At 36.8% G+C, this 24,305-nt stretch carries 22 protein-coding genes; all 22 read right to left on the reverse strand.

Annotated elements, in window-relative coordinates:
• Window positions 1–19 precede the first annotated feature (19 nt).
• Complete coding sequence (locus acear_RS08615; RefSeq protein WP_013278622.1) at window positions 20–1,153, reverse strand: hypothetical protein; 1,134 nt, start codon at window positions 1,151–1,153, stop codon at window positions 20–22.
• 56 nt (window positions 1,154–1,209) lie between these two features.
• A complete protein-coding gene (gene smc, locus acear_RS08620; RefSeq protein ID WP_013278623.1) occupies window positions 1,210–4,776 on the reverse strand; it encodes a chromosome segregation protein SMC in 3,567 nt (1,188 codons plus the stop codon).
• Window positions 4,777–4,963: 187 nt separating this feature from the next.
• The gene (locus acear_RS08625; protein ID WP_013278624.1) at window positions 4,964–5,224 is read right to left on the reverse strand and encodes a stage V sporulation protein S; all 261 of its coding nucleotides are present in this window, start codon (window positions 5,222–5,224) and stop codon (window positions 4,964–4,966) included.
• A gap of 147 nt (window positions 5,225–5,371) precedes the next feature.
• Entirely contained in the window at window positions 5,372–6,397 is a 1,026-nt protein-coding gene (locus tag acear_RS08630; protein WP_013278625.1) for an elongator complex protein 3, read from the reverse strand.
• 15 nt (window positions 6,398–6,412) lie between these two features.
• Window positions 6,413–7,147 carry a pseudouridine synthase gene (locus tag acear_RS08635; RefSeq protein WP_013278626.1) on the reverse strand — a complete coding sequence of 245 codons (735 nt, stop codon included), beginning with the start codon at window positions 7,145–7,147 and terminating at the stop codon, window positions 6,413–6,415.
• Window positions 7,148–7,810: 663 nt separating this feature from the next.
• Window positions 7,811–8,962, reverse strand: coding sequence for a D-alanyl-D-alanine carboxypeptidase family protein (locus tag acear_RS08640; protein WP_013278627.1), 1,152 nt, complete (start codon window positions 8,960–8,962; stop codon window positions 7,811–7,813).
• Between the two features lie 57 nt (window positions 8,963–9,019).
• A complete protein-coding gene (gene ytfJ, locus acear_RS08645) occupies window positions 9,020–9,424 on the reverse strand; it encodes a GerW family sporulation protein (protein WP_013278628.1) in 405 nt (134 codons plus the stop codon).
• A complete protein-coding gene (locus acear_RS08650) occupies window positions 9,397–10,164 on the reverse strand; it encodes a DUF2953 domain-containing protein (protein ID WP_013278629.1) in 768 nt (255 codons plus the stop codon). The genes ytfJ and acear_RS08650 overlap by 28 nt, the downstream gene beginning before the upstream one ends.
• Window positions 10,165–10,797: 633 nt before the next feature.
• Window positions 10,798–11,811, reverse strand: a complete 1,014-nt coding sequence (asrC, locus tag acear_RS08655; protein ID WP_013278630.1) for a sulfite reductase subunit C — start codon at window positions 11,809–11,811, stop codon at window positions 10,798–10,800.
• 32 nt (window positions 11,812–11,843) lie between these two features.
• The gene (asrB, locus tag acear_RS08660) at window positions 11,844–12,653 is read right to left on the reverse strand and encodes an anaerobic sulfite reductase subunit AsrB (RefSeq protein ID WP_013278631.1); all 810 of its coding nucleotides are present in this window, start codon (window positions 12,651–12,653) and stop codon (window positions 11,844–11,846) included.
• Window positions 12,654–13,688: an anaerobic sulfite reductase subunit AsrA gene (asrA, locus tag acear_RS08665; protein ID WP_013278632.1), complete on the reverse strand. Its 1,035-nt coding sequence runs from the start codon at window positions 13,686–13,688 to the stop codon at window positions 12,654–12,656.
• 209 nt (window positions 13,689–13,897) lie between these two features.
• A complete protein-coding gene (gene scpB, locus acear_RS08670) occupies window positions 13,898–14,452 on the reverse strand; it encodes an SMC-Scp complex subunit ScpB (RefSeq protein WP_013278633.1) in 555 nt (184 codons plus the stop codon).
• Window positions 14,453–14,462: 10 nt separating this feature from the next.
• Window positions 14,463–15,224, reverse strand: a complete 762-nt coding sequence (locus tag acear_RS08675; RefSeq protein WP_013278634.1) for a segregation and condensation protein A — start codon at window positions 15,222–15,224, stop codon at window positions 14,463–14,465.
• Between the two features lie 18 nt (window positions 15,225–15,242).
• Window positions 15,243–16,229 (reverse strand): tryptophan--tRNA ligase, encoded by a 987-nt coding sequence (trpS, locus tag acear_RS08680; protein ID WP_013278635.1) that lies wholly within the window; start codon window positions 16,227–16,229, stop codon window positions 15,243–15,245.
• A 40-nt stretch (window positions 16,230–16,269) separates the two neighbouring features.
• Window positions 16,270–16,866 (reverse strand): site-2 protease family protein, encoded by a 597-nt coding sequence (locus tag acear_RS08685; protein WP_013278636.1) that lies wholly within the window; start codon window positions 16,864–16,866, stop codon window positions 16,270–16,272.
• A 3-nt stretch (window positions 16,867–16,869) separates the two neighbouring features.
• Window positions 16,870–19,536: a CBS domain-containing protein gene (locus tag acear_RS08690; RefSeq protein ID WP_013278637.1), complete on the reverse strand. Its 2,667-nt coding sequence runs from the start codon at window positions 19,534–19,536 to the stop codon at window positions 16,870–16,872.
• Between the two features lie 158 nt (window positions 19,537–19,694).
• Window positions 19,695–21,008, reverse strand: a complete 1,314-nt coding sequence (lysA, locus tag acear_RS08695) for a diaminopimelate decarboxylase (protein WP_013278638.1) — start codon at window positions 21,006–21,008, stop codon at window positions 19,695–19,697.
• 29 nt (window positions 21,009–21,037) lie between these two features.
• Window positions 21,038–21,328 (reverse strand): acylphosphatase, encoded by a 291-nt coding sequence (locus acear_RS08700; RefSeq protein ID WP_013278639.1) that lies wholly within the window; start codon window positions 21,326–21,328, stop codon window positions 21,038–21,040.
• An 81-nt stretch (window positions 21,329–21,409) separates the two neighbouring features.
• Window positions 21,410–21,604, reverse strand: a complete 195-nt coding sequence (locus acear_RS12390) for an MTH938/NDUFAF3 family protein (RefSeq protein ID WP_280956767.1) — start codon at window positions 21,602–21,604, stop codon at window positions 21,410–21,412.
• Between the two features lie 132 nt (window positions 21,605–21,736).
• A complete protein-coding gene (locus acear_RS08705) occupies window positions 21,737–22,306 on the reverse strand; it encodes a TetR/AcrR family transcriptional regulator (RefSeq protein WP_013278641.1) in 570 nt (189 codons plus the stop codon).
• A 17-nt stretch (window positions 22,307–22,323) separates the two neighbouring features.
• Window positions 22,324–23,502: a hypothetical protein gene (locus acear_RS08710; RefSeq protein WP_013278642.1), complete on the reverse strand. Its 1,179-nt coding sequence runs from the start codon at window positions 23,500–23,502 to the stop codon at window positions 22,324–22,326.
• Between the two features lie 28 nt (window positions 23,503–23,530).
• Window positions 23,531–24,298 carry an outer membrane lipoprotein-sorting protein gene (locus tag acear_RS08715; RefSeq protein ID WP_148217703.1) on the reverse strand — a complete coding sequence of 256 codons (768 nt, stop codon included), beginning with the start codon at window positions 24,296–24,298 and terminating at the stop codon, window positions 23,531–23,533.
• Window positions 24,299–24,305 lie beyond the last annotated feature (7 nt).

Consider the following 24,305-nt stretch of genomic DNA (forward strand, 5'->3'; position numbering starts at 1 on the left):
AAGCTCTCCTCCTTATCCTCTATTCTATTTCAATTGGTTTACATAGGTCAGTATACTCCTGGACAATACCAAATCTCCTCTTTCTAATCTCTGCTTCTTCCTCAGGTGTCTGGGCTTCATAATACTTCTGGCCTACCTTTTCAGCTTCCTCAGCTAGATCTGTTACTTCACTCTGCATCTCAATTACAGTAGCTCCTTTTACTTCACCAGCTTTATCATGGCCAATAGCAATTACCGGACGTCCCCACATACCGGGACCAGCCATAGCATCACCGCGGTGCATTACTCCTGTACCTCCGGGATGAGTATGGACTACAACAGCATTATGCGGAACCTCTTTATTATAAGCCTGACGCAGTGAAATCCCACTAATATCAGTATATCCGCTGGCTAACAGTCGGGAAGGAATATATCCCATTCCACCGACTACTAAGTCTCCGCTTTGAACTACAGTTCCATCTTCTATCACACCCATAGCAGCAACTTCCCGTCCCTGTTCTATTGATGTGGATTTATCGACTAACTCAGCTACGAAGTCTTTATCTATAGAATCCACTTCAAGCCGCGGCAGATGCCACTCTTCATCTGATTTAATCGAAATAGAAAATGGTCTTTCTTCTATCTCTATTACTTCCAGTTCTTCACTGATATCAAGAAAATTCAGCTTTAATTTTGAAGATTCCTTAAGTATCTCTCGCTCTTCATCCATATCTCTAGCTGCTAACTTCTTAAGTTCAATCTTTTCCGACTCAGTGGCCAGATCAAAATATTCACTTTTGGGATAAAGAATCCCTACTCCCGCTAGAGATAACTGCTTAACACCGATACTAACAACCGGTAGATTAAGAGTGTTAATTCCGCTTGTACTGGTAATTAAACCCGTCTTTCCTGGATTAGTAGAAATTAAGACTGCATTATCCGGCAGCTGATTCACCACTTCTATTAATGACTTTCCTGCAGTTGTAACTACCTTGCTTAATAATTGGCGATAAGGCAGACCTGAAAGTCCCCCATTTACAATTTCAGACAGAGCATCTATATAACCATCCTGATTTATAAGTCCTAAAGCTCCTGCTGACCTTCCTTGGCTTAATTCAATACTTCTGTTCACTAACTTATCTACTATACTTTTAGCTATTCCTTTAACCTGCAAACTTACTCCTCCTTTAGCATTATTCTTTCCTAATTCTACCTAATTATAAGCTGTCTCTAACTAGCCAGTTCAGTTAACTTAAGTGATACTAACTCAGATACGCCTGACTCCTGCATTGTAACGCCATATAAAGCATCTGCTGCTTTCATTGTCCCCTTGCGGTGGGTAATAACGATGAACTGAGATAATGAGGATAGATTCTGCAGAAAATCAGTAAACCGATCTACATTGGCTTCATCTAGTGGAGCATCTATCTCATCCAGAATATAAAAAGGACTAGGCCTTACCTTCAATAAAGCAAATAATAAAGCAATAGCTGTAAGTGCCTTTTCACCACCCGACATTAAGGATAATTTCTGCAGTTTTTTACCAGGAGGTTGGGCATTAATCTCGATTCCCGTCTCCAGCAGATTATCAGGATCTTCTAACTTTAATTCAGCCTGTCCGCCGCCGAATAATTCAGTAAACACCTCTTCAAACTTCATCTTTATCTCATCAAAAGTCTCTTTAAATTTCTTCTCCATTCTGCTCTCTATCTTATTAATGACCTCTGTAAGTGAATTGCGGGCTTCAATTAAATCAGCATGCTGTTCTTTCATAAAGCTAAACCTCTCTTTTAAGGTTTCATACTCTTCAATAGCACCTAAATTTACATGGCCTAGCTCATCAATAGCCGACTTTAATTCTTCGATTCTCTCCTCCACTACTTCATAATCTTCAATCGGCTCTCTATCATCTATCTCAGCTTCTATTTCTACTTCATAACTGTCAACTAATTTCTCTTCTATACTTTCTAACTCCATCTCCAACTGGGCTTCTTTTACTTCATATTCATTATGTTCTGTCTGGATTTCCTCTAATTCCTTCCTAATCCCTTGTGACTTCTCTTTAATCTCTTTAATTTCAGCTGTAAGGCCTTCCTTCTTTTCTTTTAAATCAGCCAGTTTGGCTTCTAATTCTTTCTTCTGCTGCTTTAATTCATTCTGGTCTTCCCTAAAATCTATCTTCTGATCAGCTAACTTTTCCTTTCTTTTTCTTAATTCTTCAATTTCACTCTTTTTATTGCTAATTCCCGATTCAGCTTTCTGAATCTGGTCCTGTAACCGATCAGCTTCCTGTTTTAAGTTATTCTTCTCCTGTTCAATGGAAGCTATCTTAACCTTTATGTCAGTAATCTCTTCATTATACTCTTCCTTTTTAGCTTCAATTCTTTCAATTTCTTCTTCAATAGAAGTAATTATTCCTTCAATATCCTGATTACCATCAGTCAAATCAGCAAGTTGACTGCTTATATCCTCTTTTTCATTCTTTAGAGAACTTAATTCTTTATCTAGAACGTTGAGATAATTATTCAGCTGCTTCCTGTCAGTCTCTAATCGTTCAATCTCCTCTTTAAGCTGCTGATAATCTTTGCGCTTGCTGGTTAAATCCAAATCCAGTTGATGAACTGCTTCCTGTTGTTCTTCTTTCCTTTCAGTAAGCGAAACTAATCTATCTTTAACTGAAATCCCTTCTTCTTTTAAAGTCTCTAACTTCTGATTTAACCCATCTATCCTATCAGATAACTCCTCAATCTGTCGGCTGCGCCCTAATAAATCAGCATTTTTATTCTGTGAACTTCCGCCTGTCATTGAACCGCCGGGATTAACAACTTCTCCTTCTAAAGTAACTACTTTTACTCTCTGTCCCGTCTTTTTGGAAATAGTAACTGCCGCATCTATATTATCAGCTATTATTATTCTACCTAATAAGTTTTTAACCACCGGACTGAATTTATCTTGATAATCAATCAAGTCAGCCGCTATTCCCAAAGCTCCTTTAACTTCTAGCGCTTCTTCTTCCCTCTGGCGCAGACTGCGGGGATCAACTAAATTAAGTGGCAGAAAGGTAGCCCGTCCAGCCTTCTCTCTTTTTAAATAATTAATTGCTTCTTTAGCATCCTCTTCGGTAGCCACTACAACATTCTGGAGCCTACTTCCTAAAGCAGTCTCAATTGCTATTTCAAACTCTTTGGGCACTTCCAATAATTCCGCTACTACTCCATATAGCTGAGCAAACTCAGGATTATCCTGATGATACTGCAAAACATTCTTAACTCCGCGATAGTATCCCTGATACTTCTGCTGCATATTCTCCAATACATCCAGTTTAGATTGGTAATTATTCCGCTTCGAGTCAAGTTGATTATATTCATCCTGCAGTTTCTGCAACCTAGTTTCTAATTCTTCCTCTTGCTCTTTCTTTGCTGTTACTGCTTCCTCTTCAGTTTCTAAATCATCCTCTATAGCTGATATTTCCGCAGTTAATTCATCCAATTCAGTCTTGGCTGCAGCAATATTTGCTTCTATCTCTGTTATCTCTTCCTGCTTTTCTTTCTTCTCTTCTTTAATATCTTTAATCTGACGTGTAAGATTTGTTACCTGATTCTGCTTCTTATTAATACGGTTTAGATACTCCAGCTTGTCCTCCTCAGCCGAATCCTTACTTCCTTCCTTTTCCTCTAATCTATCAGTTACAGCTGCTAACTCTTCCTCAGCCGTCTTCAACTCTTCTTGCTTTTCCTGTAATCTGTTCTCTGTTGTCTTTAATTTCTTTTGATTTTCCTTTTCAGTTCTTTTCAAATCTTTTATTTCATCTCTTAAATCTTTGATTTCATTCTCCAGTTGGTTTATTCTATAATCAGCATTATTTCTCTTTTCTTTAATAATCTCTAATTTATTGTTAATCCGCTCAATATCGCTTTCTGTCTGATAAATCTCATCTTTATTCAGACTAATTGCTTCAATAGCCTTGTCCAATTCCAAGTTTAATTCTTCTTCTTTAGAGTCAAATTCAGCTACCTGAGCCTTAACCTGACTTATTTTATCTTCAAATCTGGTTCGAGTTTCGATTACTTCCGTTAATTCAGCTTCTATTTCGCTATATTTATTTAATAAGAGATTTACTTCTAATCCCTTTAGTTCTTCATAATATTTTTTATACTTTCGAGCCTTCTTAGCTTCTTTTTCCAGCGGTCCTACCCGCTTTTCTAATTCCCCTATAATATCATTAACCCGGTTAAGATCCTGTTCTGTCTTTTCTAATTTGCGGCTAGCTTCCTTCTTCCTCTGTTTATGTTTAGTAATTCCAGCTGCTTCTTCAAAGATTAATCGCCGCTCAGTAGCCTTGCTACTTAAAATTTCATCAACTTTACCTTGACCTATAATAGAATAAGCTTCCGTTCCTAAGCCTGTACCCATAATTAATTCTTCAATATCCTTTAGCCGACAGACAGAATTATTAATTAAGTATTCACTCTTTCCAGACCGGGTAACTCTTCTACCCAATGTTACTTCATTATAATCTATCGGCAGCTGGCCATTGCTATTATCCAAAGTCAATGTTACTTCTGCAATTCCCATCGGTTTCCGCTGACTGCTGCCGGCAAAGATAACATCTTCCATCTTACTACCGCGCAGTGACTTAGCACTCTGTTCTCCTAATACCCATCTAATAGCATCAGCAATATTGCTTTTACCGCTGCCGTTAGGACCTAAAACAGCCGTGATATTCGGTTCAAACTCCACCTTTACCTCTTCAGCAAAGGACTTAAAACCATGCATCTCGATCTTCTTTAAATGCAAAACCAAAACCTCCCTGCCAACTAACAACTCAAATTACATTACACTGAATATTATTGTATCATAGATTTATCCAAAAAGAAATGCTACTATTTAAATAAGCAAAGCCTACCTATTATTTATATAGATATCTATATAAATAATAGGTAGGCTATTAAAAGCTTTAAAATTCAATCCTAGTCTTCAAACTCTATCTTGGCTCTACTATAAATTTAATCGCCGTCCGCTCTTCGCCATCGATCTCTATCTCAGCAAATGCCGGAATAGATACCAGATCTACTCCACTAGGTGCTACAAATCCTCGTGCAATAGCAATTGCTTTAACCGCCTGATTAACTGCTCCTGCTCCTATAGCCTGAAGTTCAGCCTTACCTTCGTCTCTTAAAACTGCTGCTAGTGCCCCAGCAACTGATTTAGGTTTTGAATCGGATGCTATCTTTAATACTTCCATATTTTCTCCTCCTTTATCTTTTTGATTTGAATTAGATTTTAGTTATCCTATATTATATGTATAATAATTCCGGCACTTATAATATTCATCAAAAGTAAAAAAAATCCTTCTTTAGCAACGTTTTTTATTTAAAATAATATTTATGCATTAAATTATCTGTTTTCTTTCAGCAATCAGGATCTCTCTATAGTCTAAATCATTATCCACTTCTACTTCTATTTTAATTCCATACTCTTCCTGTAAAGCCTTAAGATTATTATTCTTCTGTCCTCTCAATACTGAATTGAATCTAGAATTTACTCTAAAAGTTAACTGAGGCTCATCTACTTTAGCACCTAAATAAGCCTTAATCCTATCCAGTACCAAATTTGATTCAACTAATTGCCTAAAAGCCGGATGGAAAGGTCCGGCTATCACTGCCTCTTTATTGACACCAGAAGAAGGCTGCAGACCGATTCTGACTACAGGAATTCCCCTGCTCCTAAATAATTTCAACTCCTCTTTACAGATTTCTACTGCTTCCTGTAAAGTTAAAGGAGTAAATTCACCTTCAGAATATGACTCAGCTAATTTAGTCCCGCCAATTACTAATGTAGGATAGATTCTAACCAAATCAGGTGTTAAACCAATAGCCTGTTGGACACTATAGAACATACTTTCCTGAGTTGATTTAGGCAGTCCAGGCATTAATTGGATTCCAAGCTCAAAGCCAAACTTTTTAATCAACCGGCTTGCCTTGAATACATCTTCTGGCGTATGGCCCCGGCAGGAAGCCTGCAGAACCTTATCAGCCAGTGATTGAACTCCTAGTTCTATTATCTGCACATTATATTTAGCTAAATTATTTAGAATTTCCCGATCAATATAATCCGGTCGGGTAGAAAGACGCAGATTATCAACTATACCTTCTTGGCAGTATTTATAGGCTACTTCCAGTAATTGAGTCTGCTCCTTAATTTCTAATCCGGTAAAGCTGCCGCCGTAGAAGGCAATTTCTATTTTACTATTCTCCTTATTCATAGTGCTTAAGTATTCTTCAATTATTCTTGCTGCCTTCTTAGGAGTCATATCTTCTTGGAAACCAGTAATCTCCCGCTGATTACAGAAAACACAGTCATGGGGACAGCCTTGATGGGGCACAAAGATAGGAATTATATAATGTCTCTTCTTCATTACTCCAGCCCCTTTCTAATTTTCTGCTGCAGTTACTCTATCTTCGACTGCTTTTAATTCTTTTATCTCTGAATTGGTTAGGTGTCTATATTCTCCAGGTGATAATCCGGTTAAATCCAATGGACCAAATTTAATCCGCTTCAACTCTTCTACCGGATGACCTACTGACTTTAACATTCTCTTCACCTGATGCTTTCTACCTTCATGAATCGTCAGTGAAACAACTGCTCTCTCGGCTAACTCAGCTACTAATTTTGCCTCTGCTGGAGCAGTCCAGCCGTCCTTTAGCTTTATTCCTTTCTCTAAAGCCTCTATTTTACTCTGATTAGGAACTCCTTTTACTGTAGCCATATAAGTTTTATCAATTCCATGGCTAGGATGGGTTAGAGCATAAGTTAAATCTCCATCATTAGTAAGCAGTAATAATCCTTCCGTATCTTTATCCAGTCTACCAACAGGATGGACAGCTTGGCTTACATCTTGGATTAAATCAATGACTGTCCTACGATTATGAGGATCATCAACAGTAGTTATATAGCCTTGGGGTTTATTCAACAGCAGATATACTAACTTCTCCCGCTTTATTTGTTGACCATCAACCTTGATAGTATCCTGCTCAGGATCAACCTTCGTACCTAACTCAGTAACCACTTCTCCATTAACTTCAACTCGACCAGCAGTAATGATATCTTCACTCTTTCTTCTAGAAGCTACTCCTGCTTGCGACATTACTTTCTGTAACCGTTCCATATTTATCACTCCAGTCTTTAATTATTGATTCATCTCCTATTCTATTTCCTTAATAATTTTAAAATCCCTTTCTTTAATCAATACTAACTACTGTACAGACTCATTAAAGTCATTTTTAAGAACATAATAGACTATCAACTACTCTTCTGTGAATTTAAATCTACTACTTTTAAAAAATATTGATATATTGTGTCACTTTAATGATATTGCAGATTATAGTCAACAAATCTCTTACGCTTGCCATTCGTTCGACGTCCTGTCTCACTCACTCTCAAAAACTGGTCCTCCGCCGTCCATAGCTCCGGACCAGTTTTAAGAGTCGCTCCAGAGAAATGTTGACTATTTGTAATAGATATATCGCTATGGCTATCACCAATGAAAGTTGCTGTAAGCACATATTGACTATTTGCGGTATTACAGCACAGAAATTTCATTGATCTGGTTTTAAACGCTTCCTCAGATAATTTTGCATAATTAGTTGATATCTTGCAACAAGCGACTTTAAAGCAGCCCTAAAAAGAAGGTAAGTATCATATAAAGTAGGATCTTTAAACCGTAGCTATAAAGTTAATTTATTACTAATTGATTGAGCTGATTTTCGGAGCGTTTGCAAGATATCAACTCTAAACTGCAACAATATATCAATTTAATTTTATGATAAAACTAAAGAAAATTAGAAGTCATCTCCAATAGACTAGCAGTCAGCTTCTGAAAAAAATTATTAATCTTTGAATCGGCAGTAACTCGACGTTTGGTTAATAGAGGCACTATGCCTTTCTTTTCCCCTGCAACGTAGAAGGTTAACTTACCTACCTGTTCTCCTTTTTCAATCGGTAGCTTCAAATCATTCTGAACTCTAACCTCTTTTTTAATTTCTACATCTTCATCCTGAGGAATTACAATCCCGAATTCTTTAGCAGCAATTAAGTCTACTTCTTCTTTTTTAGCTTCATTTATACGTATAGTATGGGCTGTTTCATCTTTAGAGATTAATTCTATCTGTTTAAAATTATCCAGACCGTAATTTAATAATTTTATAGAATCATGCCACATCTGCCCGCTCTTTAATACAACAGATACAACCTGTCTGTTGTCTGCACTGGCTGCTGAAACCAAACAGCGTCCAGCTGCATCAGTATAACCGGTCTTTACTCCATCTACTTTATCAAATTTACGCAGCAGTCGGTTAGTATTAAGCAGCGATCTACCATACTCATGTCCTTCCCAGGAAATAGTCTTACGTACCGTCCTAACTATTTTAGCAAAAGTATCATTCTGGAGAGCATAACGAGTAATCAACGCTAAATCATAAGCAGTAGTTAAATGTCCATTCTGAGGTAAACCGTTCGGATTCTGAAAAGTAGTATTTAAAGCACCAATCTCCCGAGCCTTTCGATTCATCATCCAGGCAAATCCTTCTACACTACCTCCTATATGTTCAGCAATAGCTACTGCTGCATCATTACCTGAATTTAATAACAAACCATACAATAACTCTTCTAATTTTAAAGTTTCTCCACTAGTCAGCCAGATAGATGAACCGCCAGTATAAGCAGCTCGATCACTAACTGTCACTTCAGTATCTAAATTACCATTTTCAATTGCTAATATTCCGGTCATAATCTTAGTTGTACTGGCTGGAGGACGTCTTTCATGATGGTTTTTAGCATATAATACCTCTCCAGTCTTCACATCGACAACAATTGCTGACCGGGCAGTAATATCAGGTTTAGCCGAAACAATATCAGCATTAAAACTAATAATAATTAAACCAATTAAAATAAATAACAATTTATTCCTCTTTGTCAGCCACATCCTTCTTCCTTCCCTCCATCATCTAAAACTTATCCTAATTTATCATCTATATTCTATTTAATTAGATTGGAATTTAGAATCATCTTCAGTAATTGACTTCAATTCCTTCATCAATTCCGGAGCAGCATTAATCAATTTCTCAATTCCATTATTGTCATCTACTGACATTAAACGTACCTGGTCCTGTCCAACTACCAAAAAGGCTATCGGTTGTAACATTACTCCAGCTCCAGTCCCCCCGCCAAACTCATTTCCATCTTTATCCTTCTTATTCTCTTTACCTTTTGAAGTAACATATTCACTACCTCCAGCAGCAAATCCAAAACTTACTTTAGAAACCGGAATAATCACACTGCCTTCAACAGTTTCTACTGGATCACCAACGATTGTATTAACATCTACCATAGATTTAATATTCTCCATTGTTGTATCCATTACTGATTCAATTGGATGTTCTCCCATTTTTCAAAAAACCTCCTCTTATATCTAGTCCAGATTATCTTCAATCCTCTACTTATAATGTTTCCTAACCGGAGACTAAATATACTCTCAAATTCAACTTCTAATTCATTAACCTGATTAAAATTAGGTATTACTTCAAATTCAGGCTCCACCACTTTTTCAGCTTTAAAGGATAAAAAGGAATAAAGATTATTCTTAACTGCCCATAATAATCCTGTTGCTACTCCTGTAGCAGCTGGATTTTCAATTCCAAATTCTGTTCTCCACTTTAATCGTTTACACTGTCCCTCAATTCCCAATACTAAGGTACCAATAATTCGCAATAAAATAGGATTTCGCAGAGTTAATTCATTCAATCTATGTAGCTCATCCTTGAAAGTATCAAGTCCCCTCTCTAAGGCTTCAAACTGGTCTGTCATTCCTTTAATGAATTTTAATTGTTCAATAATTTCTTCCCAGTCCAAATCCTTTATGGATTTATTACGTTCAAATTCTATATTCGGCGATCCTATTGCCTCTATTTCAGCTTTGAATTTAAGTAGTGACTCAGCAAATAATCCTTTCAATTCTAAATAAGAGATCTGTAATCGATAAATTACTATGCCCGGCCAGACTTCTACCCACATTCTTAAATCATCGCTACCATCATTTCTTTTATATTTTACTATAGCATTGATTGGTAGAAAGTAACCTGCTAAAAGAATAACTACCAATAAAAAAAAGAATAAAATAAAGTTCATAAATCTCACCTTTTATCTACTATCACTTTAATAGTTATTTTTTCCATAATTAAGATTAATATTCATCATCAGCGTTAATTTAAGGTTGATTTTGATAAAGTAAAACTATATTGATATATTGTGTCACTTTCTATTTGCAGCTAATATGGTCTCTTTCATGATATTGCAGATTATAGTCAACAAATCTCTTACGCTTGCCATTCGTTCGACGTCCTGTCTCACTCATTCTCAAAGATTAGTCCTCCACCGTCCATGGTTCCGGACTAATCTTAAGAGTCGCTTCAGAGAAATGTTGACTATTTATAGCACAGGATTTTCATTAATCTGGTTTTAAACGCTTCCTCAGATAATTTTGCACAATTAGTTGATATCTTGCAACAAGCGACTTTAAAGCAGTCCCACAAGAGAGAATGGTTAATATATAAAGCGAAATCTTTAAATCGTAACACTAAGGTTGATTTACTGCTGAGTGACTAGGACTGATTTTCGGAGCGTTTGCAAGATATCAACTCTAAACTGCAACATTATATCAATTAAATGTAAGTTAACGTACATAATTTAATATTAAAAAAATTAAATGGATGGGAATTATCACTCCCCATCCATCAATAATTAATATTAAATTTAAGTTGATTACTCATTACCTGTCGCTGTAACATGTATATTAGCTCTATACTCAGTTTCATCCCAATAGATATGATCAGCTACTTCTGCTTTAGGATTTAGTTCAACTCCTTCTAAAATCTTATCCCGAAAATTATAATAGCCAGCCATATCAATTAAATGTCCGCCGTGCAGATAAATTGGTTCATAATTAAGCACTTCAGCAGAAAATTCTTCCCAATTATCAATAATACCGAGTACAACATCTTCAGTTACCCAATTCAAGAACATCTTACCCAGGCGCGGATACTGCTTACCAGCTCGCCCGCCAATTGTAACTCGATAATAATCTGTTGGATTTCGCTCCCAAGCTCCAGTAGGACAGGCAACAACACATTCACCACAGCCTACACAACAGCAGTCATCCTTTTCAATTTTACCTTCTACTTTTTCTAATACCCCTGTAGCATGGCTTGCGCAGGCTTCTACACATTCTCCACAGCCAATACAGCGGTCATACTGATATTCTGGATCAACTAATCCAATAATTCCAAAATCATTAAAATGGCCTTTTCCACAGTCATTCGGACAGCCTGAAATACCAATCTTGATATGATAAGGACTCGGATAAATTCTTCTTTCTAATTTACGAGCCAACTCAGTAGTATTAATATTAGCTTTTATACAGTGGCTATTCCCAATACAGGCCATAATATTACGAGCCCCTAAGTTAGGAAATCCTTCTTCATTAACTTCCATATCAACTCCACAGAGTTCTACTTCTACTCCTTGAATATAGCCTTTTATATATTCATTAACTTCATCTATATCTTCATAATTAATTCCCGGCAAAGAAAGTGTCTGCCGCGTACCTATATGAAATTCTCCGTTTCCCCAAGTCTCTGCTACATGTTGAGCATAAGATAAGTATTTAGCATCAATTACTGCGCCGGGAACTCGCATCTGCAGCATAAATTCGCCATCTACTTTGGACTGGCGATAACAGTTTGAAGTTAACTTCCCTACATCAATATCGTGGTTCATGATTACCCTCCTTATAAAATTGGCAGTTCTGTTTAATCAATTAAGTTCTTCGCTTTTGTGTAGTTAAATACCGGCCCATCTAAACAGACATAAGTATCATCTATTTTACAGTGACCGCACTTACCTACACCACAGGACATATTCCGTTCCATGGAAACCCAGATTCTATCTTCTGCTACTCCTTGCTCTAAACATTCAGCTGCTGCTGCATCCATCATCGGCTGCGGACCGACAATCACTACTTGATAATCCGCGAAGTCAGCAAAAGGAACCTGATCAATATATTCTGTTACAAATCCTGTTTCAAAGCCATCAATCTCTTCATTATCTAAGGAATAAATAGTATTGGAAAACTTTTCACGGTATTTTTCTAACTCCTCACTGTATAAAATACTTGCTTTATCTTTAAAACCGGTTAAGAAATGAACAGAATTTACATCAGCATAATTTTTATAAAAATACTGCAGCAGACTTTTAACAGCACAAACCCCTGTTCCACCAGCAATCACTACTATATCTTCACCTTTATACTTATCTACAGGAAAGGAATTACCATAAGGTCCGCGCATAAATAAATTATCTCCTGGTTTAAGTTTGAAAGCTTCACTAGTAACCTTACCTACTTTTCTAATCGTAAATTCAAGCCAATTTTCACCAATGCCGCTGACAGAAAAAGGAGCCTCCCCAACTTTAGGCAGCGAAAGCTGGAAAAACTGTCCCGGCTTAGGCATTATATCAGCTTTTACTCTAAAGGTATATTCAATTTCTGTTTCGCGGATAATATCTGTTATCAAATAAGGTTCTGGCTGCAATTCATTTTTACAATCACAATTATCCCCCATCTACTTAACCTCCTTATTTTTTAATTTAGCTACTTCTTCACTTAATCGATTGATAGTTGCAGAAAAGGAAATTAGCTCATTACATCTATCGGTACAACGTCCACAACCAACACACATATGTTCTTCTCCAAATCGCTTCTGGTAATCATAAATTTTATGCAGTGTTCTGAATCTCATTCTTTCTCCGGGAGTATTTCTAAAGCTATCTCCTCCAGCCATTTCCGTAAAGTCCTCATGAAGACAGCTAGCCCATACTCTTCTTCGTTCGCCTGCATCTCCATTTTCAGTATAAGTAACATCAGAAGTAGTAAAGCAGCTGCAGGTTATACAAGCAGCAGTACAAGCACCACAGCTTTCACACCGATCATTATAATCCTTCCACATTTCAAGTTCATAAACTTCTGCTAGTAATTCTTCACTATTAATTTCGGGAATATCTACTGTCGTTTGATTAGAGATAGGAAATTGAGGAGTGAATTCAGTTTCTTCTTGAGTAGAAAATAGATGTTCAAATTCATCATCTTTAACTTCAATTAACAACTCATCTTCCTCGAATCTAATGGCTAAACTATAATTATCCGTTTTATTAGCCTCCATAGAAGTACAAAAACAGGTATCCCAGCCTTCTTTACACTCCATTAAAACAAATTTCACCTTATCCCTTAAGCGTTTATAGTACTTATCTTCATTATCTCCATTCTCCAAAAAAATAGTATCCAATCTTTCAATGCCATTAATGTCACATGGTCGAGCAAAAATCAGAATTTCTTTATCATACACCTTACTTTCTTTATACTCATGCTCCGTAAAATAGAATAATCTTTGCGTAATTGGATGAATTATTTCTTTGGGCGAAATATCAGATTTTTCATCATAAACTACATCTTTAACTGAATTAATCTCTTCATAGCGAATTACATCAGTGCCAGAATAACGCCCTCGCCCTTCAAAACGTACTGGAGCATATACTTTGTAATCACTTTGTAATTCTAGTAAGATTTCATCCATTCTTTCCGTGTTTACACGATAACTCATACCATCCCTCCTGGATTTTTATTATTAATCTCTATTTTTCTTATCTGTACTTTAATTTTACTACTTTTTTGGCTTATTATAAAATAAAAATTACTTATGTAATCAATAACTCATTAATTATTATCACTTATTCATAAATTTCACAAAATAAAATCATCTCTACAAAGAATATAATTGCCTGATAATATTAAAAGGAGCTACAGTAATAACTACTGCAGCTCCTCATCTTCTAAAATATCTTCTTCATCTAAATTCGAAAAATCCTCTGGTTCTGGCAGTTCATTTAAATCACTTAATCCAAAGTACTCTAAAAATTTATCACTCGTACCATAAATAATTGGATTCCCAATTGTATCTTTTCGTCCTAACTCTGCAATTAATCCCCTCTGTTGTAACGTCTTTAAAGCTTTACTGACATTAACTCCGCGAATATCCTCGATTTCAGCTCGGGTTACTGGCTGTTTATAGGCAATAATCGTCAGTGTTTCTAATGATGCTTGAGTAAGCTGTTTGTTAACCTCCGGCTGATGTAGCTGATTTATATAGGATTGATAAGCCGGTTTAGTCCTCAATTGATAGCCTTGATTTATTTCTAATAATTCAACTCCCCGGCTTGGGTTATCATATTCAGCTGCCAAATTATCAATAGCAGCTTCAATCTCAGACAGGCTTAACTCAGTTACCTTCTTAATTTCCTTAGGCTTAAGAGGTTCAACAGCGGTAAAGAGCAGAGCTTCAATCAAAGCTTCAGGATTATTCTTCATATCTACCACCTCACTTATCAAGCAGGTGAATCTCAATCTCACCAAAGACCTGCTCCTGCCTAATACCTACTTTATGCTGCTTCATCAGCTCTAATAAAGCCATAAAAGTAACTACTACTTCCAATCTAGTATAATCGCCAGCAAATAATTCAGCAAAATCAATCTCTCTTTTCTGCTGTAACTGCTGGTCTAATTGATCCATTCTCTCCTGAATAGTAATCTCTTCTCTATTTAAATGGGACAGCTTATCATCCGTTTCTTTCTCTTTCTGTTCCTGTTCTTCTTCTAACATTTCACTTACTAGCTCTTCAAAGGTAGTAACAAACTCCTCTAATGAAATATTTTCTAAGGGATTTACTTCAGTTTCCTCAGCATCAATCTCAGTTAAGACAGATTCTAAATTTCTAGTATAGCTCTTTCTATACCTCTTTTCTTGATTTCTCAGCCGATCTGCTAAATCTTTATACTTCTTATATTCTAGCAACCGGTTGATTAACTGCTGTCTTGGATCAACCTTCTCTTCCTCACTTTCTTCACTGGAGTCATCAGGAAGTAGCGTATTGATCTTAATCTCAATTAAATCAGCTGCCATTACCAGAAATTCACTGGCTATCTCCAGATTTAATTCCTGCATTGCTTCTATATAGTCTAAGTACTGGGCTGTGATTTCAGCAATGGAAATATCATAAATTTCAACCTCTTCCTGCTTAATTAAGTGGAGCAAAAGAGGAATAGGCCCCTCAAAAGCATCAATCTTTACCTCATAACTCATCATTCCACTCCCATAAAGTTAACTTAGATTCATTGCTGCCCGTACTTCTTTAATTGTTTCTTTAGTTCTTTTGCGTGCTTCCTGGGCACCTTCAGCTAAAATTTCATCGATCATCTCCGGATTTTCTTCCAATTCTGCTCGCTTTTTATGAATATCCGCCAGATAATCAGTCAACACTTCCGTTAATCTTACTTTACAGTCCCTACAGCCTAAATCAGCATTCTTACAGTTCACCTTAATCTCATCTACTTCTTCTGAATTAAAGATACCGTGATAATCATAGACAGAACAGACTTCTGGATGCCCGGGATCATCCAATCTAATTCGTTCTGGATCAGTTACCATCTGATTAACCTTATCTCCTATTTCTTCTTTCTCGTCTGCTAGATAGATAGCATTACCATAGCTTTTGCTCATCTTACGCCCATCTAATCCCAATAGCTTCGGTACCTCACCTAATTTAGGCTCTGGCTCAGGAAAAGTTTCTCCATAAAGATGATTAAACCGTCTAGCAATCTCTCTAGTGATCTCAATATGAGGCAGTTGATCCTCTCCAACGGGTATTGTATCTGCTTTATGGATTAAGATATCTGCTGCCATCAAAATTGGATACTCCAGTAGTCCAAAAGGAACTGAGTCTTTCACCTCTAACTCCCGTACCTGATCTTTGTAGGTCGGCAGTCTTTCTAACCGAGAAACTGATACCAACATTGATAATAATAAATGTAATTCTGCAATCTCTGGAATATCAGACTGAACATAGATAATGCTTTTATCAGGATCAATTCCCGCACTAATCCAATCAATAACCATCTCTCTGCGGTTCTGTTTTATATCTTCCGTCTGGTCATACTTAGTTGTTAAAGCATGCCAGTCAACTACTCCAAAAGTACAGTCATAATCATCTTGTAGATCCTTCCAGTTATTCAATACTCCAATTAAATGTCCTAGATGCAGCTTACCTGTAGGACGCATCCCACTGAAGATTCTTCCTTTAGTTGCCATATTCTTGTCCTCCTATTTATATGATTTATTCTAATTACTATCATAATAATATATTATAAAAGAAAGCCCAGATAGGTCCAATAATATTATGTAACAGACCGGTAAAAACTAAAAATAATAAAATAAATGGGCCATAACCTTCAATCTGTTGTAGAGTACTATCATACTTTCGAGGCAGCAATCCCCGCAGTATTTTTGATCCATCTAACGGCGGCAGCGGAAGTAAATTAAAGATCGCTAAACCTAAATTCAGCGCCACTCCTATCTGCAGAAACATTCCAATTACCCTAGGTAGACCAAAAGGTATAGCAAAGAATTTAAGGAATAAAGAAAATAATACAGCTAATAATATATTAGCTCCTGGTCCTGCCAAACCAACATACATCATTCCCTGTCTGGGATTCGAAAAATAGCGCGGATTCACCTGCACCGGTTTAGCCCAACCAAACCGGCGTGTAATAAGTAGTACTAAAGCCCCCATTAAATCCAGATGGGCCAGTGGATTTAAGGTTAGCCGTCCTGTCATTTTGGGAGTAGGATCTCCCAAAAAATCAGCCATCTTTCCATGAGAATACTCATGAATAGATAAAGAAAATAATAATATTGGAACTAAAAGTATAAATTGGGCAATCTCCATTTATTAATTATCCTCCTCTTTTAAACAAATCAAATACTTTTCAAGATAATTTCTTTCAGCCTCATAAGTTTCTAACTCTCCATTTAACTTTTTAGTTTTAACTGCCTGTAATGCCTTCTCAAAACAAGGACCAGGCTCATATCCTAGTTCAATAATATCTTTACCTGTTACCTGCAGTTCTATCCTTCTTAATTCCAGAAGATAAAATTCAATCCAGTCCTTGACCTCTGTATTTTCACTAACTATTACTAAATAGACTAATTCTTCTAAACTTAAAGATTTCAGACTATTATAAACTTCACTTGGCTGTACATTAAACTCTCTAAGTAATTCTAATTTCTCTTTATCACTTTCTTTTATGAATTCAACTTTGGCGATGATATCATTGGATATCTTTAACTCAGTCAACAAACTTTTAGCTTCAGCCACAGATAAAGGATTAACTAAAAGCAGTAAATAAAGCTGCCAGACAGCCAATTCCTCTTCAATCTCTAATTCTTCTACCCATCTTTCAGCCCAGGGGATCTCAGAAGCTAATTTAGATTGCTTAGCCGTCCAGCTAAGCTGCGGATGAAAGAATTTCAATAAATCAAACTCTTCTAAATCAGATAGTATTTCAGCTGCTGTCTCTTCTTTAAGAATTAACTCCAGCTCATTACTCAACCTTCCCAAAGATACTCCTTCTACTACTTTCTGATCAATAGCATGCTCCATTAACTCTCTGGTTATCTGCCCTAATTCAAAATCATACCGATTAACAAATCTTAAAGCTCTAAAGATACGGGTAGGATCATCAATAAAACTAAAGTTATGCAGAATCCGGATTAAACCTGCCTCCAAATCCTCTTTACCGCCGAAGAAATCAATCAACTTACCAAATCTTTCAGAATTCAATTTAATAGCCAAAGCATTTAGAGTAAAGTCACGCCTGAATAAGTCCTGCTTTAAGTCACTTGCTTCTACTTCAGGTAAAGCCCCAGGAGATTGATAATACTCCACTCTGCAGCTGGCAACATCCAGTTTCAATCCCAGCCTCGTAGCTACACAAGCTGTACCAAACTCCTGATGTTCTTCAATAACTTCTCCTTCCAACTCTTCTGCTAACTCTCTGGCAAACTTAATTCCGTTACCCTCTACTACAATATCAAAATCAAAATTCTCTACTCCTAGAATTAAATCCCGAACAAAACCGCCTACAATGTAAACATCAAGTTCTAGATTATCAGCAATTTTTCCGATCTCTGATAATAATTTATATTCTTCAGACTCCATCTTCTTAAGTATATTCTTAACATTGAATGTCTGCTGAGAAACTTCAACCATACTACAGCCGTACCGATTCTGCATCCCCTTAATATAATCTGCTTCTCCGTATAATACCCGCAAAACATCACTGCGGGTAACAATTCCAACCAATTCATTATTTCTATTCAACACCGGCAGACGTCCAATATCATACTCTACTAATTTCTGCTGAATATCTTTAAAGGTGGTATCTTCTCTAATCGTTACTACCTGCCGCGACATATATCCTTTAACTGGAGCATGCATCAAATCATGCTGTTTTACTTTATCTACATCCCTACGCGAAATAACTCCAACTAAGTCTTCATCTTCTGTAACTATCAATCCTGAATGACCATAACAGAGCATCTTTTCTTCTGCTTCTTCCATAGATTTATCCGGAGTAATAGTTTGTACCGGACTGGACATAATATCCCCGGCTAATACTAAAGGCTCCATCTTCTCTTCTACCATGGTAATTATTTCTTCTTCAAGCTGGCTTAAGGCAAGCTTTTTATCCCTAACCATAGCTGATGCTGCCCGCCTATGGCCCCCTCCACCGTATTCAGTCACAATTGTAGATACATCTAAAGTATCTACATTACTCCTGGCTACAATTAATATTTTATTATCTAACCGTACTAAAGTAAAGAGTACATCAGCCTGATTTAAATCATCCAATTTCTGAGTTAAGTAAGCAATACCTCCGATATATTCATCCAGTTCTGCTTTATAGACATCTACTTCTAAACCATCCAACTCATAAGCCTGTAGAGAATCAAGCAGCTGAGTAAATAAATCTTGTTGAATTGAACTCAATGGACGTTCAATAAACTGGTTTACTACTGATAAATTAGCATCATTTTCAAGTAAAAAGGAAACAGCTGCCGCATCAGTGGAAGTAGTCGAATTAAACATTAAGCTTCCGGTATCTTCATAGATTCCTAACATAAATAATGTAGCTTCAAAAGAAGTAATTTCTAATCCTCGCCTTTCAATCTGCTGACAGAGAAGACTGGTAACTGCTCCTACTGGCTCTATTAACTCCCAAGCTCCTGTTAATTCTTCATCAAGCTCTGGATGGTGGTCATAAATTATCAACTCTACTTCAGAATCAAAGGCTAAATACTTTAATTCTCCTAATCTATTAGCAAGTCTGGTATCAACAATAATTAAGCTATCTATTAAATTCTGCTCCAGTTCAGTCTGTAATTGATTAGGCCGTTTAACGGAAATCCGATCTTTATAAAGAGACATAAAATCCTTAACATTCTGGCTTAACCTACCGGGAAAGACCATAGTAGCTTCAGGATATAATTTACTTGCTGCTACCATAGCAGCCAGAGAATCAAAATCAGTACCTTTATGACCAGTTATTAACTGCACTATACCACTCCTACATTTGATCATCTTAAACATTGCCCTTAATTATACCATAGATATAATTATTTAAAAAGGTGAAAAACAAAAAACTAAGCCTTACCCACAACAAGTAAGGCTTAGTTAGTTCCAGGCTCGGTACTTTAATCCGTCTTTGGACCGTCTTACTTTAATCGAGCAGGAATCTCTTCTTTTGCTACCAGATCTTCATATCTTTCTCCCCGGATAATCTCCTCTACCTGACCGTTATTAATCAGTACGACTCCCGGTTTAGGTAGACTATTATAATTATTGGCCATTGCATAGCCGTAGGCACCGGTACAAGGAGTTAATAGAACATCTCCCGGCTCCATTTCAGGCAATTCAATATCCCAGATTAACATATCTCCTGATTCGCAACATTTACCGGTAATCGAAACTACTTCCTCAGGCTTCCGGTTGGCTTTATTAGCTACAATGGCTTCATACTCTGCTTCATAAAGAGCCGGCCGAATATTATCAGGCATTCCGCCGTCAACTGCTACATACTTTCGAACATCAGGAATATTCTTAATGGAACCTACTGTATAAATAGTTGATCCTGCTGTTCCGATAATTGACCGTCCCGGTTCGTTGATTATCTTAGGTAGGGGAATATTAATCTCTTCACACTTCTGTTTAATAGCTTTAGCTACTAACTCAGCATACTGATCAATACTTACTGATTGATCCTTATCAGTATACTTAATTCCAATACCGCCGCCTATATTCAATTCTTCCATTACTAATCCGGTTTCGATCTTAACTTCTTCTACAAAATCAAGCATTACATCAACTGCTACCTCAAAAGACTCCAGATTAAAGATCTGGGAACCAATATGGCAGTGAATTCCCTTGACATCTATATTTTCTAATTCAACAGCCTTCTTAACTGTTTCTAAGGCCAATCCATTCTGAATACCAACTCCGAACTTGGAATCCGTCTGGCCTGTTTGGATATAACTATGAGTATGGGCCTCAACACCCGGAGTAACTCTAATTAATATATCTGCTCTTTTTCCCTGCTGGTCTGCTAATTCATTCAACAGTTCCAGTTCATAATTATTATCGACTACGATTCGACCTATTTCTTCATTTAAGACCATCTCTAACTCCTCAGGAGTCTTATTATTGCCGTGAAAGTAGATCTTATCTGTCGGAAAGTCTGCTTCCAAAGCAGTATATAATTCACCGCCTGATACAACATCTAAACCTAATCCTTCTTCTTCAACAATTTTACAGATTGTAAGCGACATAAAAGCCTTACTAGCATAAATAGTTTCTGAGTTGGGATACCATTCTTCAAAAGCCTGGCGATATGCCCGACAGTTATCTCTAAGCTCCTCTTCATCAAGAATATATAGCGGCGTCCCATATTCTGTAGCTATGTTAGTTACATCACATCCTCCAACTTCTAAATTTCCTTTTTCATTTACTTCCATTGTTCCATGTAATACCATATTCTCACTACTCCCTTCTTATATTCTTTTTAAAATACTATTCGAAACTTATCAAATTCGTCCACATACTCCTCCTGTTTAGAATCTACATTATCCACCCGGGCCAAGCTTGGTCCTGTTTGAACCGCTGCAGAGATTTCTTTTACCTTATTCTCTCTACCAGCAAAAACTGCTTCTACTCGGCCATCTTCTAAATTCTTTATCCAACCGGTAAGATTCAATTCCTCCGCTTTAGTGCGGATAAAGTTTCTAAAACCAACCCCCTGTACTCGACCAGAAATAAAGATATGTAGTCTTAACATCTCAGAATCTCTATTCATTTAATCCCTCCAGCTACATTTATTATCTTCCTTCCACAAGCACTCTCGAACTGACTCCATTAGTCTGCTCCTTTTTAAGTATTAACATGTCAGGTGAAAACCAGCAGCTGCTTTTTGATCATCAGTATCATATCTACGATTAAATATTTCCACAGCATCATCAGTAGTTGCTATTACAACTTCAATCCCTAATTCTTGTAGTTTCGTTTGTAACCTCTGCGGCACTTTCATTATCCCACTTTTCCCAGTACCAAGAATTAATAACCATTTTACCAAACCTATAACTATCTATCAACTTAATTCCCATTATAATTAAAACATACTTCCTCTGCTTTAACAAGTGAAATTAGAAAAGAACCTCCATAAAAAATGGAGGTTCTTTTCTATGAAAATTATAAACTACCTAATTTAAATAATAATCCCATCAAAGTAAAGAGAAATCAAATTTTCCTTTATCTTTTCAACCGGAAAGCTTTCGTGAAACATAAACCAATGCAGAGCAGTAATGTTAATCATTCCACTTAAAGAAACTGCACCCAATTCAGCATTTATTCCTTTTAGTTTTCCCTCTTCAATTCCCTGGCTAATAATGTCTTCAATAATAACAGTATTATTGGTTCTAATCTCTTTAATATGCTCCTCAAATTTACTTTGAGGACCCCAGATTTCTCGAGTCAAAAACTTACAGAAGCCACGGTATTGATTATAAAATTCTAATTGGACCTCAATCACTATCTCCAGCTTCTTAACTGGATCTTGGACATTCTCTACAGCCTCTTTAACTTTACTTGCCATTTCATCAATACCGTACTTGATCAATGAAAATATAAGATCCTCTTTATTCTTAAAATAGCGGTATAGAGTTCCTTTACCTACTCCAGCTGTTTCGGCTATCTCCTGCATCGTAGTATTGGTTGATCCTTTCTGCGAAAACTTCTCAATGGCAGCAGTAAATATCTTCTCCTGTTTAGAATTCATGATGCCAACTCCTTATTTTAGAATTCTATATTTAACCTGGTATAGAGCCTATCCTGAGCCAGAGCAGATACCATACCTCCAGCATCATCTTCATTATGGGCATAAGTAGCACCCACTTGAAGTTCAATTGAATCATCAATAGAATAATTAAACTGCGGTTCTAGAAGATATGCATCACTCTCTGTATCATATAAAGCAGTAAACTCTAATTCATGAAAGTTCCAGACTGGCTTAGAAGCATAGAAGTTAAATGCATTAATCTTCGGTTCAGATGATAGCCTGCCTTCCTTATTATACCACTGGCCGACTAAATAGAGATCGCTATCGAATTTATAATCAATACCTACTGCCGTCTCAAATATATCATCATACTGGCTGTCATCATAATCACTGTAAGCAGTCTCCAGCCAGATACCCATATCATCGATATCGCCGATGATATCAAATCCGGATTTAGTAACCTCAGGATATTTAATAAAAGCTTTAGGAGCAGTTGGATCTAAATTATTTTTAGTCTTCTTTTTATCTAATATTGGTAAATTATCCCGACCATGATAAGCGCTGAAGGATAGATCAAAGTTATTAACGCGCCGCTTGGTAACCTTCACTCCCAGTTGAAGATCATCTGCATCTTGAACTGTATAATCAGAAATTGTAGGCCTTTCTTCTGTAGCGGCCTTAAACACCTCTGCTTCCCGGCCGTCCTCTACTTCATCAGCTTCAAAATCCGGTATAGCTATGCCTGTAACCTCCAGACCATTCGGTGCATAATAGATTCCTTTGACGCCAGTAACGCCAAACTTCTCATCCAGCGGATGCATATCACTTACATCATTGGGACTGAAGTAATCCGTCGGCTTAATTTTGTAGGCACTTCCCCAGCTTACCTCCTGCTTTCCTAACCGCCAGTCTATATCGCGAGTATAATAATTAATATAGGCTTCATGGATGCCAATATCAGTATCATCCTCATAGTCCGATTCTATCTCCAGATCAAGATATCCATCTGTAGTAAAATTAAACTGCTCCTCCAAAGTTAGATTGATCTTCTCGCGATCATCTGTCTTATTCTCATCAGTATCACGCTCTAAATCAAGCTTTATATCAGTAGAAATCTCCAATCCCTGGACTACAGCCGTAGAGCTAAGGATCAACACTAAAACTAAGATAACTGTTAAACATCTTAACCGCTTCATTGATACCCCACCTTTCAGCTTAAATAGATTACCGTCTTAAGTATCTAACTGTAAAGATACGGTCATTCAGCTCTAAATCATAAGTAATTTCATCCAGATAGATTACTGTTTTGGAACCTTCATCTAGATCCTTCATAGTCATCTTCTCCGCTGTCCAGTAACCGGATCTCTCTTTTATATCTTCACTGATTAATTCTTTATAGAGTTCCTTATCTTTATCATAAAACTCTAGTTTAGTTGGAAACCAATTACTTTTCTGGACCCACATCTTAACAAACTTATATTCTATATCCTCATCAGTAGGTACCAATCTCAATAAATATTCTTTATCATCCTCATCTAAAATTGTAGCTTGATAATCTTCTTTATACTTCCCCCCACCCAAAATTGATAGATCATTATAACTAAAATCTGTTCCTACAAAGCTACCGTTCTTCTGGCTACCGGCTATCTTTCTGACATTACCCAGCGCCGGCATATAGAGATACATATCCTCATCATCACTCTTCTTTTCCTGGGATAAAAATGCAGTATCCTTAACGCTGGCTGGAGCTAAAAAGCAGATCAAAGCCTTATCATACTCGCCATCCTTAGTATAAGCTTCAAGCTCTCTAGTCCGCTTACTGCCTGACTCATTATACAGCTCCATTCTTAACTTAACCTGGGATGATTGAGCATCGATTGACTCCTCTACCTTATCTAATACATCATCGCCGCTTAACTCCTGTGCTGACACTAACCCACTCATACTCAAGACTAAAACCATAATTAATGTTACTATCATTATTCTCTTCATCATAAAT

This window comes from Acetohalobium arabaticum DSM 5501, from assembly GCF_000144695.1.
Lineage (GTDB): Bacteria > Bacillota > Halanaerobiia > Halobacteroidales > Acetohalobiaceae > Acetohalobium > Acetohalobium arabaticum.

What these genes read in the sequence shown, in the direction of transcription:
- asrB (WP_013278631.1), bottom strand. Translation starts at nt 12,653, where the DNA reads ATGGGGGATAATTGTGATTGTAAAAATGAATTGCAGCCAGAACCTTAT.
- acear_RS08625 (WP_013278624.1), bottom strand. Translation starts at nt 5,224, where the DNA reads ATGGAAGTATTAAAGATAGCATCCGATTCAAAACCTAAATCAGTTGCT.
- acear_RS08675 (WP_013278634.1), bottom strand. Translation starts at nt 15,224, where the DNA reads ATGAGTTATGAGGTAAAGATTGATGCTTTTGAGGGGCCTATTCCTCTT.
- lysA (WP_013278638.1), bottom strand. Translation starts at nt 21,008, where the DNA reads ATGGTATTACATGGAACAATGGAAGTAAATGAAAAAGGAAATTTAGAA.
- acear_RS08710 (WP_013278642.1), bottom strand. Translation starts at nt 23,502, where the DNA reads ATGAAGCGGTTAAGATGTTTAACAGTTATCTTAGTTTTAGTGTTGATC.
- asrC (WP_013278630.1), bottom strand. Translation starts at nt 11,811, where the DNA reads ATGAACCACGATATTGATGTAGGGAAGTTAACTTCAAACTGTTATCGC.
- acear_RS08700 (WP_013278639.1), bottom strand. Translation starts at nt 21,328, where the DNA reads ATGAATAGAGATTCTGAGATGTTAAGACTACATATCTTTATTTCTGGT.
- asrA (WP_013278632.1), bottom strand. Translation starts at nt 13,688, where the DNA reads ATGAGTTATCGTGTAAACACGGAAAGAATGGATGAAATCTTACTAGAA.
- acear_RS08685 (WP_013278636.1), bottom strand. Translation starts at nt 16,866, where the DNA reads ATGGAGATTGCCCAATTTATACTTTTAGTTCCAATATTATTATTTTCT.
- acear_RS08715 (WP_148217703.1), bottom strand. Translation starts at nt 24,298, where the DNA reads ATGAAGAGAATAATGATAGTAACATTAATTATGGTTTTAGTCTTGAGT.
- acear_RS08705 (WP_013278641.1), bottom strand. Translation starts at nt 22,306, where the DNA reads ATGAATTCTAAACAGGAGAAGATATTTACTGCTGCCATTGAGAAGTTT.
- scpB (WP_013278633.1), bottom strand. Translation starts at nt 14,452, where the DNA reads ATGAAGAATAATCCTGAAGCTTTGATTGAAGCTCTGCTCTTTACCGCT.
- acear_RS08640 (WP_013278627.1), bottom strand. Translation starts at nt 8,962, where the DNA reads ATGTGGCTGACAAAGAGGAATAAATTGTTATTTATTTTAATTGGTTTA.
- acear_RS08630 (WP_013278625.1), bottom strand. Translation starts at nt 6,397, where the DNA reads ATGAAGAAGAGACATTATATAATTCCTATCTTTGTGCCCCATCAAGGC.
- acear_RS08635 (WP_013278626.1), bottom strand. Translation starts at nt 7,147, where the DNA reads ATGGAACGGTTACAGAAAGTAATGTCGCAAGCAGGAGTAGCTTCTAGA.
- acear_RS08650 (WP_013278629.1), bottom strand. Translation starts at nt 10,164, where the DNA reads ATGAACTTTATTTTATTCTTTTTTTTATTGGTAGTTATTCTTTTAGCA.
- trpS (WP_013278635.1), bottom strand. Translation starts at nt 16,229, where the DNA reads ATGGCAACTAAAGGAAGAATCTTCAGTGGGATGCGTCCTACAGGTAAG.
- ytfJ (WP_013278628.1), bottom strand. Translation starts at nt 9,424, where the DNA reads ATGGGAGAACATCCAATTGAATCAGTAATGGATACAACAATGGAGAAT.